Here is a 14,892-nt window from a genome sequence, read left to right as displayed (position 1 = left end):
GGCCTTTCGGGTCGGGAGCGGGAAGGCGGCGCGGGCCGGGGTGGGCGTCGACCGGCAGCGGCTCGGCGCCAGCAGATGTCCGCATACTTATCAGACCACTTACCCGCCGGAACACCCTTCGATGCGGGATCTCCCGGCTTCCGACTCATAGTGGTCCGACCACCTGGCTGGTTAGACTGCGCCGGAGTGCGGTGATCGGAGGAGTGGCGTGGACGACGAGACAGCCCCGCAGAAGGGCACCGTGACGCAGCGCGCCATCGAGCGGATCAAGGCGATGATCGGCGAGGGCCGGCTGGAGCCCGGCCAGCGGCTGCCCACGGAACGCGATCTGGCCGCCCAGCTCGGCATCTCCCGCAGCTCGATGCGGGAGGCGATCCGCGCGCTCACCGTGCTGGGCGTCCTGGAGGCCCGGCACGGCTCGGGCATCTACGTCACCCAGCTGGAGGCCGGCGACCTGCTGGAGACCTTCGGGGTCGTCGCGGACCTGTCGCGCGGCCCGCGGCTGGTGGAACTGCTGGAGATCCGGCGCATCCTGGAGTCGACAGCGACGGCGCTGGCCGCCGCCCGGATCACGCCCGATCAGCTGGCCGAGGTGGAGAAGCACCTGGCGGCGATGAACGCCACGGACGACCCGGAGGAGATCCTCGCCCACGACCTGGCCTTCCACCGGCAGATCGCGGCGGCCGCGGGCAACGAGACCATGGCCGCGATCCTGGAGGGCCTGTCGTCCCGTACGTTCCGCGCCCGCGTCTGGCGCGGCTACCAGGAGGAGGGCGCCTTCGCCCGCACCCGCCGCGAGCACGCGGCGATCCACCGCGCCCTGGCGGCCCACGACCCGGAGGCGGCCCGCACGGCGGCCGCCGCCCACGTGGGCGAGGTGGAGCAGTGGCTGCGCGCGCAACTCGGGCCCACCTAGGGCGTGTCCGCGCCGTGCGGGAGTCCGCGGACACGCCCCGGGAGCGTCTCGGGGGCCGGTGCTCCGCGGCTACTTGAACTGGCCGGGCTGGTAGTCGCCCGCAGGCTGTTCGAGCATGACGTTCAGCCGGTTCGCGGTGTTCATGAAGGCGATCAGGGTCACCAGCGCCATCAGCTCCTCCTCGTCGTAGTGCTTGGCCGCCCGCTCCCACACCTCGTCCGGCACCCCGCCCGCGCCGTCCGCGATCCGGGTCCCCTGCTCGGCCAGCTCCAGCGCGGCACGCTCGGCGTCGGTGAAGACCGTCGCCTCCCGCCAGGCCGCGACCAGGTGGAGCCGTACGGCGCTCTCGCCCGCCGCGGTGGCCTCCTTGGTGTGCATGTCGATGCAGACCGCGCACCCGTTGATCTGGCTCACCCGCAGTGAGACCAGTTCCCGGGTGGCGGCCGGCAGCGGTGACTCCACCACCAGCCGCCCCACGGAGGTGAACTGCTTGACGAGCTTGCTCCCGCTCGGGCTGCCGAAGATGTCCAGTCGTGCGCTCATGGTGAGCTCCTTGGCCGTTGTCGGTGCGTACACCCCTATGAGGCAGCGGCCGCTCGGCATGTGACATGGACGGATGTGACCTGCGTCTCCCGCCGCCCACTAGGCGCGCCGCAGCCGGAGCGTCACCAGCTCGAACGGACGCAGCCGCAGCGCGATCCGCCCGTCCCGGATCTCCGGTGCCGCCGCGTCGGCGAGGGGGCGTTCCAGCAGGTCCGTCGCCGCGACACCGGTGACCTCGAACCCGGCGGTGAGCGTGGCGCGTGCCCGGCCGCCGAACGCCTCGTGGAACCGGACGACCACGTCACCGCTGCCGTCGTCGGCCAGCTTGACCGCCGTGACGACCACCGCGTCCTGGTCCGACGTCACCAGCGGCGCCACCTCGGCGGCCCCGGTGAGACGGCGTTCCGGCAGATTGATCCGCCAGCCCTCGCGCACCGCGTCCCCGATCCCCGCGCCGGGCACCAGCGCGTGCCGGAACCGGTGGACGCCCTGGTCGGTCTCCGGGTCGGGGAAGCGCGGGGCGCGCAGCAGGGAGGCACGGACGGTGGTGGTCGTGCCTCCGTCGCCGTCGGTGCGAACGGTGCGCGTCACGTCGTGGCCGTACGTCGAGTCGTTGACGATCGCGACGCCGAAGCCGGGTTCCTCCAGGTGGACGAAGCGGTGGTTGCACGCTTCGAACTTGGCGGCCTCCCAGGAGGTGTTGGTGTGGGTCGGCCGGTGGAAGTGCCCGAACTGCGTCTCGGAGGCGTACCGTTCGGCGTGCACGTCGAGCGGGAAGGCGAGCTTGAGGAACTTCTCCGTCTCGTGCCAGTCGACCTCCGTGTCCACGACCAGCCGCCGCTCCCCCGGCGTGAGGGACAGCAGCTGGGTGACGCGGGAGGCGCCGAAGGCCCGGACGACCCGTACGCCGTCTCCTTCCGGGGTGACCGCGTCCGCGTCGGTCAGGTCGGTGACCGTGTTGCGGTAGAACTCGTCGACGTCCCAGGCGTCCCACATGTTCGGGAAGTCGGGGTGCAGCTGGAGGAGGTTCGCGGCCCGGCCCGGGGCGACGGTCTCGCGGTCGGCCCCGATGTCGTACGCCGACACCACGAGTCCCCGGGCGTCGATCTCGACGCGCAGCAGGCCGTTGTCCAGGACGTACCCGCCGCCGGGGCGGTCGGACAGGGCGGTGCGCTCCTGCTCGGCCGGGGTGCGCGCACCGCCCGCCGGGACGCCGGCCCGGGTGTGCGGGGCGGCGTTGAAGACGAGCGGGGTCTCGCCCTCGCCGGCCAGGGAGCGCTGGGCGGACTCGATGATCCGGTTCAGCTCCTCGGCGACCCGCTCGTAGGTGCGCCGGGCTTCCCGGTGCACCCAGGCGATGGACGAGCCGGGCAGGATGTCGTGGAACTGGTGCAGCAGGACGGTCTTCCAGATGCGGTCCAGGTCCTCGTACGGGTAGGGGAACCCGGTGCGTACGGCCGCCGTGGCCGCCCAGAGCTCGGCTTCCCGGAGCAGGTGCTCGCTGCGGCGGTTGCCCTGCTTGGTCTGCGCCTGGCTGGTGAGGGTGGCGCGGTGGAGTTCGAGGTACAACTCGCCCACCCACACCGGCGGTTCGGGGTGCTCGGCCGAGGCCTTCTCGAAGAAGGCCCGCGGGGTCTCCCAGGTCACCGTCGCCGAGCCGTCGAGGTCGCGCAGGCGGGCCGCCTTGGCGACCATCTCGCGGGTGGTGCCGCCGCCTCCGTCGCCCCAGCCGGTGGGCGCGAGGGAGTGGCGGGCGACGCCCTTGTCCTTGAAGTTGCGGGCCGCGTGGGCGATCTCGCCGCCCTTCATGGAGCAGTTGTAGGTGTCGACGGGCGGGAAGTGCGTGAAGATCCGGGTGCCGTCGATGCCCTCCCACCGGAAGGTGTGGTGCGGGAACTTGTTCGTCTGCGACCAGCTGATCTTCTGGGTGAGCAGGAACTTGGAGCCCGCGGCCTTGATGATCTGCGGCAGTCCGGCGGCGAAGCCGAAGGTGTCGGGGAGCCACGCCTCGTCGTTCTCGATGCCGAACTCTTCGAGGAAGAACCGCTTGCCGTGCACGAACTGCCGGGCCATCGCCTCCGAGCCGGGCATGTTGGTGTCGGACTCCACCCACATGCCGCCGGCCGGCACGAACCGCCCGTCGGCCACGGCCTTCTTCACCCGGGCCCACACCTCGGGCCGGTGGTCACGCACCCACGCCCACTGCTGCGCCTGCGACATGGCGAAGACGAAGTCGGGCTCGTCGTCCAGGAGGGCGGTCATGTTGGACGTGGTGCGGGCCACCTTGCGCACGGTCTCGCGCAGCGGCCAGAGCCACGCCGAGTCGATGTGCGCGTGCCCGACGGCGCTGATCCGATGGGCGGAGGGCGCGGCGGGAGTGGTGAGGACCTCGGTGAGGCACGAACGGGCCCGGTCCGCCGTGCCGTTGACGTCCTGGAGGTCCAGCGCGTCGAGCGCCCTGCCGACCGCCCTGAGGATGTCCCAGCGGCGCGCGGACTCCACGGGCAGCTCGGCCATCAGCTCACCGAGCACCTCCAGGTCGATCACGAGCTGCCACACGGTCTCGTCGAAGACCGCGAGATCCATGCGGGCGAGGGTGTACTGCGGTTCGCCGCCCGCGGTCTCCTTGTCGCCGAGCTGCGTGGGCAGGAAGGGGTGGTAGTCGAGGATGACGGGGTTGGAGGCGGCCTCGATGTGCAGCCGCACCCGCTCCCCGCCCTCTGCGGGGGCGCCGACACGGACCCACTGGTTGCGCGGGTTGAGGCCCTTCACCGGGGTGCCGTCGGGCCGGTAGACCAGGCCCTCGCACTGGAAGCCGGGCATGTTCTCGTCGAAGCCGAGGTCGAGGATCGCCTCGACGGTCCGGCCGGCCCAGGTCTCGGGGACGGTGCCGGTCACGCGGAACCAGCTGGTGCCCCAGGGAGCACCCCACCGGGCGCCCACCTCGATCGGCTCGGGCTCGGCGGCGAGTCCCTCGGCGACCGGCACCGGCTCGCCGGGCGCGTGCCACACCGCGACGTCCAGCGGCACGGACTCGGGGTACACGGCGGGGCGGACGCGCTCGTCGAGGACGCGCTTGAGGCGGGCTTCGACCAGGCTGCGGTCGTCATGCATGCGGAGTGCTCCCTAGAGAGGGGTGGTTACCAGGGGTGGGTCAGGGTCACGGGGGCCGACGAGGTGTAGAGCTCCCCCACGGCGCGCAGTTCGAACCGTGCGGCCCGCTCGCCCTGTTCGGGCTTCAGCCCGGCGACGAAGTACGCGCGCTGGCAGGTGCCGCCGAGGAAGTGGCGGGTGCCGTCGGGCAGGAGGCGGTGGAGGGTGTGGTGCCGCACGGTGTCGCGGGCCGGGTTCCAGACGAGGCGCAGGTCGCCGCCGGACGCGGCGCTCACGCGCAGTCCCGTGGGAGCGGCCGGGGTGGCCCGGGAGGCGGTCCGCACGGCGATCCCTCCGAGCCGTCACCGCACCGGGCCGCCGGCGCCCGTCGGGGTGAGGCGCACGCCGATCGCGTGGACGGTGCCCGTCAGGTCGCCGAGCCGCACGGTCGAGGTCTGCCAGGTGCCGCCCGACGTCACGGGGATGTACGTGTACGGCGGGGTCGCCCCGGGCGAGTCGGGGTCGGCGGTGGCGACGGCCAGCTCGACGCGGACCGAGCCGGTGTCGGTCCGGTGGGTGAGTTCGACGACCGTGTCGGTGGTGAGGGGCAGCCGGGTCGCGTACACGTCCAGGACGGCCGGCTCGTCGAGTTCGCCGTCGACGAGCACACTGCTCCCGCCGTGCCAGGCGTCCTCGAAGTCGAAGCCCACGGCCGGGCGGTCGCCCTCGGTGTGCACGGCCCAGCGTCTGGACGGCAGGCGGTCCTGCAACCCCAGGTGGTTCCACGGCGCGTCCGAGGTGACCTGGCCGTCCTCGTACCAGCGCAGCCCGTGGCCGGTGTTGAACGCACTGGCGAAGGGCACGGAGGTGATCGTGGAGCGGTCGGCGACGGAGACGGCGGGCGCTCGCCAGCCGTCGGTTCCGTCCGGCCGGGACGGGTCGAGGGAGCGGCCGGTCCAGAACCGGTCGTCCGCGGCATGGAAGGCGGCCGGGCCCCGCTGGTCGGCGGGCAGGTGGTTGCGGGTCCACTCGGGCCGGTAGAGGCCGATCGAGGCGATGTGCGCCTGGTCCTTCGGCACGATCGCGTCCCACCGCACGGACGCGTTCCAGCCGTTCGCCTCGACGTCGACGTCCGCCCACAACGCGTAGCGGCTGCGCCCGAGTTGCTCGGCGCGCTGCCCGGAGGAGACCAGGCTGCCCGCCGACCAGCGGAAGTCGACGAACATGTCGTCGGAGGTCCGGAAGAACGCCTCGTTCTGCGCGTTCAGCGCGCCCTGCCAGCTGACCGCGCCGTTCACGGTCATCGCGTCGTACCAGGTGACCCGCTGCCCCTTGGCCGCGGCGAGGGACTTCAGCTCCCTCACGAAGCTCAGCATGTCCCGGCCGAGCGCGGCGTCCCCGCCTCCGGTCTCGGCGTTGACGAACCAGCCGTCGAACCCGTGGGCCTGCGCGACCGCGACCAGCCGGGCGGCCAGCGGATGACGCCCGGCGGCGTCCTTCTGCACGAGGTCGCGGGTCCACCGGAGCTGCCCGCCGTAGGCGACGGGCGGCAGGAAGACGTTGCCGAGGACGGGTACGCCGTGCCGGTGGGCGGCGTCCACGATCGGCGCGTTCGGGGCGAGGATCAGCCCCTCGCCCGACGAGCCGCCCCAGAACACCAGCTCGTCGATGTAGGCCCAGTGGGTGAGGGCGTAGTAGTCGGCGGTGGCCGAGCCCTGGGAGGGGTTGCTCGCGGTGGGACCGAAGGAGACCAGGGACTGGATGCGGGCCTGGTCGACGCGGGCGGTCGGGTTGGCGGGGGCCGGGGTGAAGCGGCGGGCCAGGGGCACGGACGCGGCGTTGAAGGCGAGGTCCGGGTCGGTGTCGGCGCGCCAGGACTTCAGGCTGCGCCAGGTGATGCCGGGTCCGGGGCTGCCCTCGGGCAGGGAGTCCGGGTACCAGTAGGACGCGTACGGCTGGGCGGCGGCTCGCGGCGCCGCCGTCGCAGGCGGGGCGGGGAACAGGGCGGCCGCGGCGCCGGCGAGCAGGACCGTGCGTCTGGTGGGGGTCACGGGCGGATGCCTCCTTCGAGGACCTGGGCGGCTGTGACGGTCTCGGTGATGCCTCGTGCGGACAGGTGCTCCCGGTCGGCGGCCCGGGTGTCGAGGACGGTGGTGGGGCGGGCCCCGTCGGCGACCAGCCGGAACCAGGCGTCGAAGACGGGCCCGCCCGGGGCGCACCGGGAGCGGACGGCCGGGTCGGCGGGCACGACGAGCGCGGTCGTCCGGCGCGCGGGCGTGTACGACGGCTCCCGCCCCGCCCGTTCCAGCACCCGGGCGGTGTCCTTGGGCCCCCGGTCGTTGGTCAGCAGGCCGAGTCCGTACTCCAGTTCCGGGAAGTCGGCGAGGCTGCGGGAGACGTCGTGGGAGCACCACCAGGTGATGCCCCACAGGCCGGGGCAGTCCAGGGCGTTCGCCACGGTGGCCTCGGTGAAGGCGGCGGCGTGCTCGGGCGGGACCAGCGGCGCGGGCGCGCCGACCTCCTGGAGCCAGACCGGCCGGTGCGGGTCGTCGGCCCAGGCCTTGCTGAGCTCGACGAGGTAGGCCGCGTGGTGCTCGCTCGGCACCGAGGTACGGCCGTAGCGCTGGGCGGTGCCGTTGAAGACCCAGGAGTGCACGGCCGTGACGGCACCGTGCCGGGCGGCCTGGCCCGGGGTGAAGGGCTGGTCGTCCTGGTACCAGGTCGCGTCGTACTCGGCGTGCAGGTGGAGCCGGCCCGGGGCGCCCTCCTCGCAGGCCGCGAGCATGCGGGTGAGCCAGGTGTCGATCTCGCCCTGCGTGGCCCGGTCGGGGTCGGGGTGGGGGCCGGACGAGAACTGGTTGACCTCGTTGCCGAGGGTCATGCCGATGAAGTTGGGCCGGTCGGCGAGGGCGGCGGCGAGCGTGCGCAGGAGGTTCTCCTGGCCGTCGAGGACGTCCGGGTCGGTGAAGAGGTTGCGCCGGTGCCAGGTGCGCGTCCAGGCGGGCAGGAAGTCGAAGCTGCTCAAGTGGCCCTGCAACCCGTCCACGTTGACGTCGAGGCCGCGCTCGGCGGCGGCGTCGGCCAGCGCGACGAGCTGCTCCACGGCCCGGGGCCGGATCAGCGTGCGGTTGGGCTGGAAGTACGGCCACAGCGGGAAGACCCTGATGTGGTCCAGGCCCAGCGCGGCGATCGAGTCCAGGTCGGCGCGCACGGAGTCGAGGTCGAAGTCGAGCCAGTGGTGGAACCACCCTTCGCTGGGGGTGTAGTTGACGCCGAAGCGCACGGCAGGAGGCATGCGGTGTCCTTGCGGTCCGTGGGGGAGGTTCAGCCCGAGGTTCAGCCCTTCACCGCGCCCTCGCCCACACCACGGAAGAAGTACCGCTGGAGGCAGGCGAAGAGGGCGATCAGCGGTGCGACGGCGATGATCGTGCCGGCGGCGACGAGACGCTCGTCGTTGGCGAAGGTGCCGTGCAGGTAGTTGAGGCCGATGGTCAGCGTGAACTTGGACGGGTCGCTCAGCACGATCAGCGGCCACAGGAAGTCGTCCCAGGCGCCCATGAAGGCGAAGATCGCCACGACCGCGAGGGTGCCCTTCACCGACGGCAGGGCGATGCGCAGGAACCGCTGCCAGACGTTGGCGCCGTCGACGAAGGCCGCTTCCTCGATCTCGTAGGGCAGGTTGAGGAAGGCGTTGCGCATCAGCAGGACGTTCATCGCGCCGACGCAGCCCGGCAGGACCACGCCGATCAGGGTGTTGTTCAGGCCGAGCTCCCGCATGGTCGTGAACTGGGCGATGATGATGCCCTCGACGGGGACGAGCATGGCCAGGATGAAGGCCAGGGTCGCGACGCGGCGGCCGCGGTAGCGCAGCCGGGCCAGGGCGTAGCCGGCGAGGGCCGAGCCGACGCAGTTGGTGACGACGTTGGCGGTGGCGACCTTCAGGGAGTTGAGGGCGTAGTCCCAGACGGGGATGGTGTCGGCGACCCGTTCGTAGTTGTGCAGGGTCGGATCTCCCGGCAGGAACGTCGGCGGGGAGCTGTAGATGTCCTCGGTCGGTCCCTTGAGGGAGGTGGACAGCTGCCACAGGAACGGGCCGATGGTCAGGGCCAGCACGGCGAGCAACAGGGCGTAGCGAAGGACCAGTTCCCACACCCGGATGCGGCGGCCGTGCTCGTCGGTGACCCGGGGCTCGCGGGCGGCGGCGGGCTCTTCGGGGGCCCGGGTCTTCTCTAGGACGCTCATGAGTCCTCCTTCCGGTCGGCGCGCAGCACCAGCAGCATCAGGGCGACGGTGACGGCGAAGACGACGACGGAGAGCGCGGAGGCGTAGCCGACCCGGCCGGTCAGTCCGGTGCCGGTGCGCTGGACGAGCATGACGAGGGTGGTGTCATCGCCCGCCGGTCCGCCGCTCGGGCCCGCCAGCAGGTAGACCTCGGAGAACACCTTGAACGCGGCGACCGAGGACAGCGCCCCGACCAGCACCATGGTGGAGCGGACGGCGGGCACGGTGACGGACAGGAAGCGGCGCACCGCCCCGGCGCCGTCCACGGCGGCGGCCTCGTGCAGTTCGCGGGGCACGTTCCCCAGCGCCGCCAGGTAGATGATCATGTAGTAGCCGAGGCCCTTCCACACCGTGACGGCCATGGCGCTCATCAGGAGCAGCCACTGGTCGCTGAGGAAGCCGACCCGGCCCACCCCGACCGTCTCCAGCAGCGCGTTGACCAGTCCGCGGTCGTCGAGCAGCCACACCCAGATCAGCCCGACCACGACGATCGAGGCGACGACGGGGGTGTAGAAGGCGGACCGGAAGAAGGTGATGCCCGGGATGTTCTTCTGCACGAGCAGCGCGAGCAGCAGCGGCAGGACGACGAGGAGCGGGACGACCCCGAGGACGTAGAGCGTGCTGTTGCGCAGTCCGGTCCAGAACATGTCGTCGTGCAGCAGCTCACGGAAGTTGGCGAGCCCCACGAACCGCCCGGGGATCAGGGTGCGGCGGTCGGTGAAGGAGTTCACCAGGGTGGAGACGAAGGGGTAGAGCACGAACGCGCCGATGACGAGCAGGCCGGGCGCGGCGAACAGCCAAGGACTGGTGGGCAGTTGGCGCCGCACCCGGGAGATGCCGGAGACAGCCATGGTGCGTCAGCCCTGCTGCGTCAGGAGCCGGTCGCACTCCTTGACAGCGTTGTCGAGAGCTTCTTCCGGGCTCTGCTTGCCCTGGAGCGCCTTGGCGACCTCGTTGCGCAGCGCGATCTTCATCTGCTCGCTGAACAGCACCGGGGTGTAGTTGACCGCGGTCTTCAGGGACTTGGCGGCGGCCACCCGGACGCGGGTCTCGTCGGTGCCGTCCTCCTTGGTGAAGTACGGGTCGTCCAGCGAACCGGCGGTACTGGGGAAGATGGCGACCTTCTTGGCGAACGACATCTGGTGCGCGGCGTCGGTCACGAAGTGCGCGAAGGCGACCGCCGCGGGCTTGCGCTTCGACTGGGAGTTGACCATCACGCCCATCACGTACATGTTGACGTGCCCGGTGCTGGTGATCTGGTCGGTGATGCCGATGTTCTTGTACAGGCTCGGCGCCTGCTTCTTGAAGTTGCCGAGGTCGAGGGCGCTGCCGGGGTTCATGGCGACGGCACCGGTGAGGAACTTCTTGCCGGACGACTCCGGGGTGGCGGTCAGGGCCTGCGGGTCGAGGGCCTTGGCGTCGTACAGCTCTTTGTACTTGGTGAGGAGTTCGATGCCCTTGGCGTCGTTGAAGGTGAAGGCGGTGCCTTCCTTGTTCATCAGGGGGACGCCGTAGCGGCCGAAGTCCTCGATGGTGGGCACGTTGGCGAGGGTGGCGACTTTGCCGTCGCTCTTCTTCGCCAGCCGCAGCGCGTCGGCGAAGAGGTCGTCGTACGTCGTCGGCGGCTTCTCCGCGTCGAGCCCGGCCTCGTTGAACAGGGATTTGTTGTAGAAGAGCGGGCCGGTGTTGAGGTACCAGGGGAATGCGTAGGTGCCGGGCAGGCCCGGTATCCGGTGACCGGCCCAGGCGCCGGGCAGGTACTCCTTCTCGTACTGCGGGGCGGCCTTGTCCAGGTCGAGGGCGAGACCGGCCTTGGCGAGCGGGGCGACGAGGTCCGGGGAGACGTTGACGACGTCGGGCAGGGTGCCGCCGGCCGCGTCGGCGCTGATCTTGTCGGCGTAGCCCTCGGCGGGCTGGTCGACCCACTTCACCCGGGTGCCGGGGTGCTTCTTCTCGAACTCCGCGATCAGGCCCTCGAAGTAGGGCTTGAAGTTGGCGCGCAGGTTCCAGGTCTGGAAGGTGATGTCGCCCTCGACCTTGCCGGAGGCGTCGCTCGAACCGCCTCCTTCACCCCCGCCACCACAGGCGCTCAGCGGCAGGACGACAGCGACGGCAGCGGCGGCGAAGGCTCTGCGGGAGATGCGCACGGTGACCGGCTCCTCGGGAACGGGATGGCGGAAGGGTGGCGGAAATGACGCCGGGCCAGACCTTGCATCGTCCCGTTCGAAGAAGTCAATGGATTCTGCCGAGCTAAAGACTTTAGCTCGACATAACCGCAGGTCAGAGCAGAGTCAAAACCCTTCTTGCGGACGATCACTAATGCGCTTTAGGGTGTGACAGCTCAAGCGCATTAGTGCGAAGCGTCAGTCGAATGGAGAGCACGCGTGACGGGAAAGCGCTCACCAGCGCGGCGGCCGACGATGAAGGACATCGCCCGGCGGGCCGGGGTGTCCGAGAGCGCGGTGTCCTTCGCGCTCAACGGAAGACCCGGGGTCTCGGAGGTGACCCGGGACCGGGTGCGCCGGGTCGCCGAGCAACTGGGCTGGCGGCCCAGCACGGCTGCCCGCGCCCTGTCCGGGGAGGGCGCGGCGACGATCGGCTTCGTGCTGGCGCGTCCGGCGGGCACGCTGGGCCTGGACTCGTTCTTCCTGCAACTGGTCTCGGGCATCCAGGAGGTGCTGGCCGAGCGTCATCTCGGGCTGCTGTTCCAGATCGCCGAGGACATCGACGACGAGTGCGCGGTGTACCGGAGATGGTGGGCCGAGCACCGGGTGGACGGGGTGCTGGTGGTCGACCCCCGCACGGACGACCCCCGGCCCGGCCTGCTGGACGAACTGGCCCTGCCCGCCGTGGTGATCGGGGGCGAGCCGGACGAGCGGCACCCGGGTCTGTCGACGGTGTGGGCGGACGACGCGGCTGCGATGGCGGCGGTGGTGGACGGGCTGTACGCGCTGGGCCACCGCCGGATCGCGCACATCGCGGGGCTGCCCGGACTGGCCCACACCGAGCGCCGGATCCGCACGCTGCGGGCCGAGGCACAGCGACGCGGTCTGACGGAGGTGCAGTCGGTGCCGACCGACTACTCGGACGAGGCGGGCGCGGCCGTCACCCGCCGGGTGCTGGACGGCCCCGGTGCGCCGACGGCCCTGATCTACGACAACGACGTGATGGCCGTCGCCGGGGTCGCCGCCGCGACCGAGCGGGGCTTCGCGGTGCCGGCCGATGTGTCGGTGGTGGCCTGGGAGGACTCCGCCCTGTGCCGCCTGGTCAAGCCATGGCTGTCCGCCCTCTCCCGGGACAGCGTGGAGTTCGGCCGCACGGCGGCACGGGAACTGACCGCCCTGCTGGACGGCGGCCCGGCCCGCACGGTGCGGGTGCCGGTGCCGGGACTGATCGAGCGGGACAGCACGGGGCCGGCGCGAGGCAGCGTCTAGGGGGCTGCTCCTTCCGTCCCGTACCCGACGGGGCCACACTGGCCGTATGCGGCTTCGGGGCACCGCCTGCGCGGCCGCCGGACTGCTGCTGGCCGTCGCGACGGGCTGCACCGGCGGTGCGGAGGACGCCGCGCCCACGACGTCCCCGGCGGCGGCCCGATCCACCGGCGAGGAGGCCGCCGGTGAGAGAACCACCGGTGAGAGCCCCCGCACCGCGCCCTCCCCCGCCCCGGCCGACCCCGTCTCCCTCCAGGCCCTGATGCAGCGCGAGCACACCGGCTCCGACCTGCGTCTCGGCGAGGTCCTCGACCGCACCCCCGCCTACACCCGCTACGCCGTCACCTACGAGGCGAACGGCCTGACGATCTCGGGGATCATGAACATCCCGGAGGGCGCGGGGCCCTTCCCGGCGCTGGTGCTGGCGCACGGCTACATCGACCCGGACGTCTACGTCAGCGGCCAGGGCATGCCCCGCGAGCAGGACCGTCTGGCCCGCGACGGCTATGTCGTCCTGCACACCGACTACCGCAACCACGCCCGCTCCGACAAGGACCCGGACAACGACGTCAACCTGCGCCTCGGCTACACCGAGGACGTCGTCGGCGCCGCCCTGGCCCTGCGCGACTCCGGGCGGCCCGAGATCGACGGCGACCGCATCGGGCTGTTCGGCCGGTCGATGGGCGGCGGGGTCGTCTACAACACGCTGGTCGTGGCGCCCGACCTGTTCGACGCGGCGGTCGCGTACGCGCCGGTCAGCGCACGCCCGCAGGAGAACATCGACCACTTCCAGCGGCCCGACGGCGACCCTCTCGTCGCCGAGATCGAGGACGAGCACGGAACGCCCGAGGAGAACCCGGCGTTCTGGCGCGGCGTCTCCCCCCTCACCCACGCCGGCCGCGTGTCCGACCCGCTGCTGATCCAGCACGGCACCGCGGACGACACCTGCCCCCTCGCCTGGTCACGCGAGGCCGCCGAGGTGTTCCGGAAGGCCGGCAAGGACGTCGAACTGCGCACTGTCGCCGGCGAGGGGCACACGTTCGGGCCGCAGTGGGCGGCCTCGATGGACGTCACCGAGGCCTTCCTCGCACGCCACCTGCGCTGACCCCACCGCGGGCCCGCACGAAAGCGGTCGGCGATCTCGACGCGCGGCCCTGGACCGGTGCACAGTTCTCCCTACGTACTCGTCAGTAAGTCCGCCCTCTCCCCTCCGAGGAGCCGCTGTGACCACCTGGGCCGGCCGCACCGCCGCCGAGATATCCGCCGCCGTACGCGAGAAGCGGGTCACGCCCCGCGAGGTGGTCGCCGAGCACCTGGCCCGGATCGAGCGGCTCGACGGCCGGGTCGGCGCCTTCCGCACGGTGCGCGCGGAGGCTGCCCTGGCCGAGGCCGACGAGGTGGCGGCGCGCGGCGACTTCGCCGAACTGCCCCTGGCCGGCGTGCCCGTGGCCGTCAAGGACAACCTCGCCGTGCGCGGCGAGTCCCGGCGGATCGGCTCGGCGGCCACGCCGGACACCCCTGCCCCGCGGGACCATGTGACGGTGGCCCGGCTGCGGGCCGCGGGCGCGGTGGTCGTGGGGCTGACGAACGTGCCCGAGCTGTGCGTCTTCGGCACGACGGACGGTGTGCTGGGCATCGCCCGCAACCCCTGGGACCCGACGCGCTCGGCCGGCGGTTCGTCGGGCGGCAGCGCGGCCGCCGTCGCCGCCGGGATGGTGCCGATCGCACTGGGCAACGACGGCATGGGGTCCCTGCGCATACCGGCCGCCAACTGCGGCCTGGTCACCATCAAGCCGGGGCAGGGGGTGCTCCCGGCCGGCGAGGGGGACAGCACCTGGTTCGGCATGTCGGAGAACGGGCCGCTCGCCACGACCGTCGAGGACGCCCGCCTGATGTTCTCGGTCCTCGCCGGCACCGAACCCGGCCCCGTGTCCGCGCCCGGCGTCCTCAGGGTCGCCGTGTCGCTGCGCAGCCCCCTGGCGGGCGTCACCATCAGCCGTCCGTACGCGGCGGCCGCCCGGGACGCGGCCGGGCTGCTGATGCGGGCGGGACATCAGGTCCGGCGCGCCGACCCGCCCTACCCGCTGTCCCTCGCGACGACCTCCCTGGCCCACTGGACGGCGGGCACCGCCGCCGACGCCCGGCCCCTGGACCCCCGGCTGCTGACCCGGCGCACCCGCGTCCACGCCCGGCTCGGCCGGCCCTTCCTGCGCACCGTGAGCTCCGGAGCGAGCCGGGAGCAGCTGCGAAGGCGGCTGGAGCCGTTCTTCGCCGAGCACGACGTGCTGCTCACGCCCGCGCTCGCCCGCCGCTCCCCGAAGGCAGGCCCCTGGCACGAGCGCGGCTGGCTGAGCAATGTGCTGGCCAACACGAACTACTCGCCCCTGACGCCCGCGTGGAACCTCACCGGCTGGCCCGCCATGTCCGTCCCGTGCGGAACCCTCCCCTCCGGCGCGCCCTGCGCCGTGCAGCTGGTGGGCCGGCCCGGCACGGAGTCCCGACTCCTCGATCTGGCCGGGCAGTTGGAGGAGCGAAACCCGTGGCAGCGGACGGCGCCGATGGACTAGGGTCGGGCGGGTGACTGCCGGGTCGGCCGTAGGCCATGCACGAGTGAGGCGCCCGGCCTCG

At 72.2% G+C, this 14,892-nt stretch carries 10 protein-coding genes and 1 pseudogene; 4 read left to right on the top strand and 7 right to left on the bottom strand.

Annotated features, from left to right (window positions below; genetic code table 11):
- Window positions 1–208 precede the first annotated feature (208 nt).
- The gene (locus ACFZDE_RS16630) at window positions 209–916 is read left to right on the top strand and encodes an FCD domain-containing protein (protein WP_391200367.1); all 708 of its coding nucleotides are present in this window, start codon (window positions 209–211) and stop codon (window positions 914–916) included.
- Window positions 917–985: 69 nt separating this feature from the next.
- On the opposite strand, the gene ACFZDE_RS16625 is transcribed toward ACFZDE_RS16630, so the two are convergent.
- From ACFZDE_RS16625 to ACFZDE_RS16595, 7 genes and pseudogenes are all read right to left on the bottom strand, one after another.
- Complete coding sequence (locus tag ACFZDE_RS16625) at window positions 986–1,459, bottom strand: carboxymuconolactone decarboxylase family protein (protein WP_391200366.1); 474 nt, start codon at window positions 1,457–1,459, stop codon at window positions 986–988.
- A gap of 99 nt (window positions 1,460–1,558) precedes the next feature.
- The gene (locus ACFZDE_RS16620) at window positions 1,559–4,573 is read right to left on the bottom strand and encodes a glycoside hydrolase family 38 C-terminal domain-containing protein (RefSeq protein WP_391200365.1); all 3,015 of its coding nucleotides are present in this window, start codon (window positions 4,571–4,573) and stop codon (window positions 1,559–1,561) included.
- 26 nt (window positions 4,574–4,599) lie between these two features.
- Window positions 4,600–6,603: pseudogene (locus ACFZDE_RS16615) on the bottom strand (endo-beta-N-acetylglucosaminidase).
- Window positions 6,600–7,847, bottom strand: coding sequence for a glycosyl hydrolase (locus ACFZDE_RS16610; protein ID WP_391200364.1), 1,248 nt, complete (start codon window positions 7,845–7,847; stop codon window positions 6,600–6,602). The pseudogene ACFZDE_RS16615 and the gene ACFZDE_RS16610 overlap by 4 nt, the downstream one beginning before the upstream one ends.
- A gap of 41 nt (window positions 7,848–7,888) precedes the next feature.
- Window positions 7,889–8,794 carry an ABC transporter permease subunit gene (locus ACFZDE_RS16605; RefSeq protein WP_391200362.1) on the bottom strand — a complete coding sequence of 302 codons (906 nt, stop codon included), beginning with the start codon at window positions 8,792–8,794 and terminating at the stop codon, window positions 7,889–7,891.
- The gene (locus ACFZDE_RS16600; RefSeq protein ID WP_391200361.1) at window positions 8,791–9,684 is read right to left on the bottom strand and encodes an ABC transporter permease subunit; all 894 of its coding nucleotides are present in this window, start codon (window positions 9,682–9,684) and stop codon (window positions 8,791–8,793) included. The genes ACFZDE_RS16605 and ACFZDE_RS16600 overlap by 4 nt, the downstream gene beginning before the upstream one ends.
- 6 nt (window positions 9,685–9,690) lie before the next feature.
- Window positions 9,691–10,980: an extracellular solute-binding protein gene (locus ACFZDE_RS16595; RefSeq protein WP_391200359.1), complete on the bottom strand. Its 1,290-nt coding sequence runs from the start codon at window positions 10,978–10,980 to the stop codon at window positions 9,691–9,693.
- A 273-nt stretch (window positions 10,981–11,253) separates the two neighbouring features.
- On the opposite strand from ACFZDE_RS16595, the gene ACFZDE_RS16590 reads away from it, so the two are divergent.
- The 3 genes from ACFZDE_RS16590 (at window position 11,254) to ACFZDE_RS16580 (ending at window position 14,831) form a co-directional block, all read left to right on the top strand.
- A complete protein-coding gene (locus ACFZDE_RS16590) occupies window positions 11,254–12,267 on the top strand; it encodes a substrate-binding domain-containing protein (RefSeq protein WP_391200519.1) in 1,014 nt (337 codons plus the stop codon).
- A 46-nt stretch (window positions 12,268–12,313) separates the two neighbouring features.
- On the top strand, window positions 12,314–13,369 hold the full coding sequence (locus ACFZDE_RS16585) for an alpha/beta fold hydrolase (protein WP_391200358.1): 1,056 nt from the start codon (window positions 12,314–12,316) through the stop codon (window positions 13,367–13,369).
- 118 nt (window positions 13,370–13,487) lie between these two features.
- Window positions 13,488–14,831, top strand: coding sequence for an amidase family protein (locus tag ACFZDE_RS16580; protein WP_391200357.1), 1,344 nt, complete (start codon window positions 13,488–13,490; stop codon window positions 14,829–14,831).
- Window positions 14,832–14,892: the final 61 nt, after the last annotated feature.

The organism is Streptomyces sp. NPDC007929 (genome assembly GCF_042959065.1).
Taxonomy (GTDB): domain Bacteria; phylum Actinomycetota; class Actinomycetes; order Streptomycetales; family Streptomycetaceae; genus Streptomyces.
Note: the sequence above shows the minus strand (reverse complement) of the source record. Positions and strands in the feature narration are given on the sequence as shown.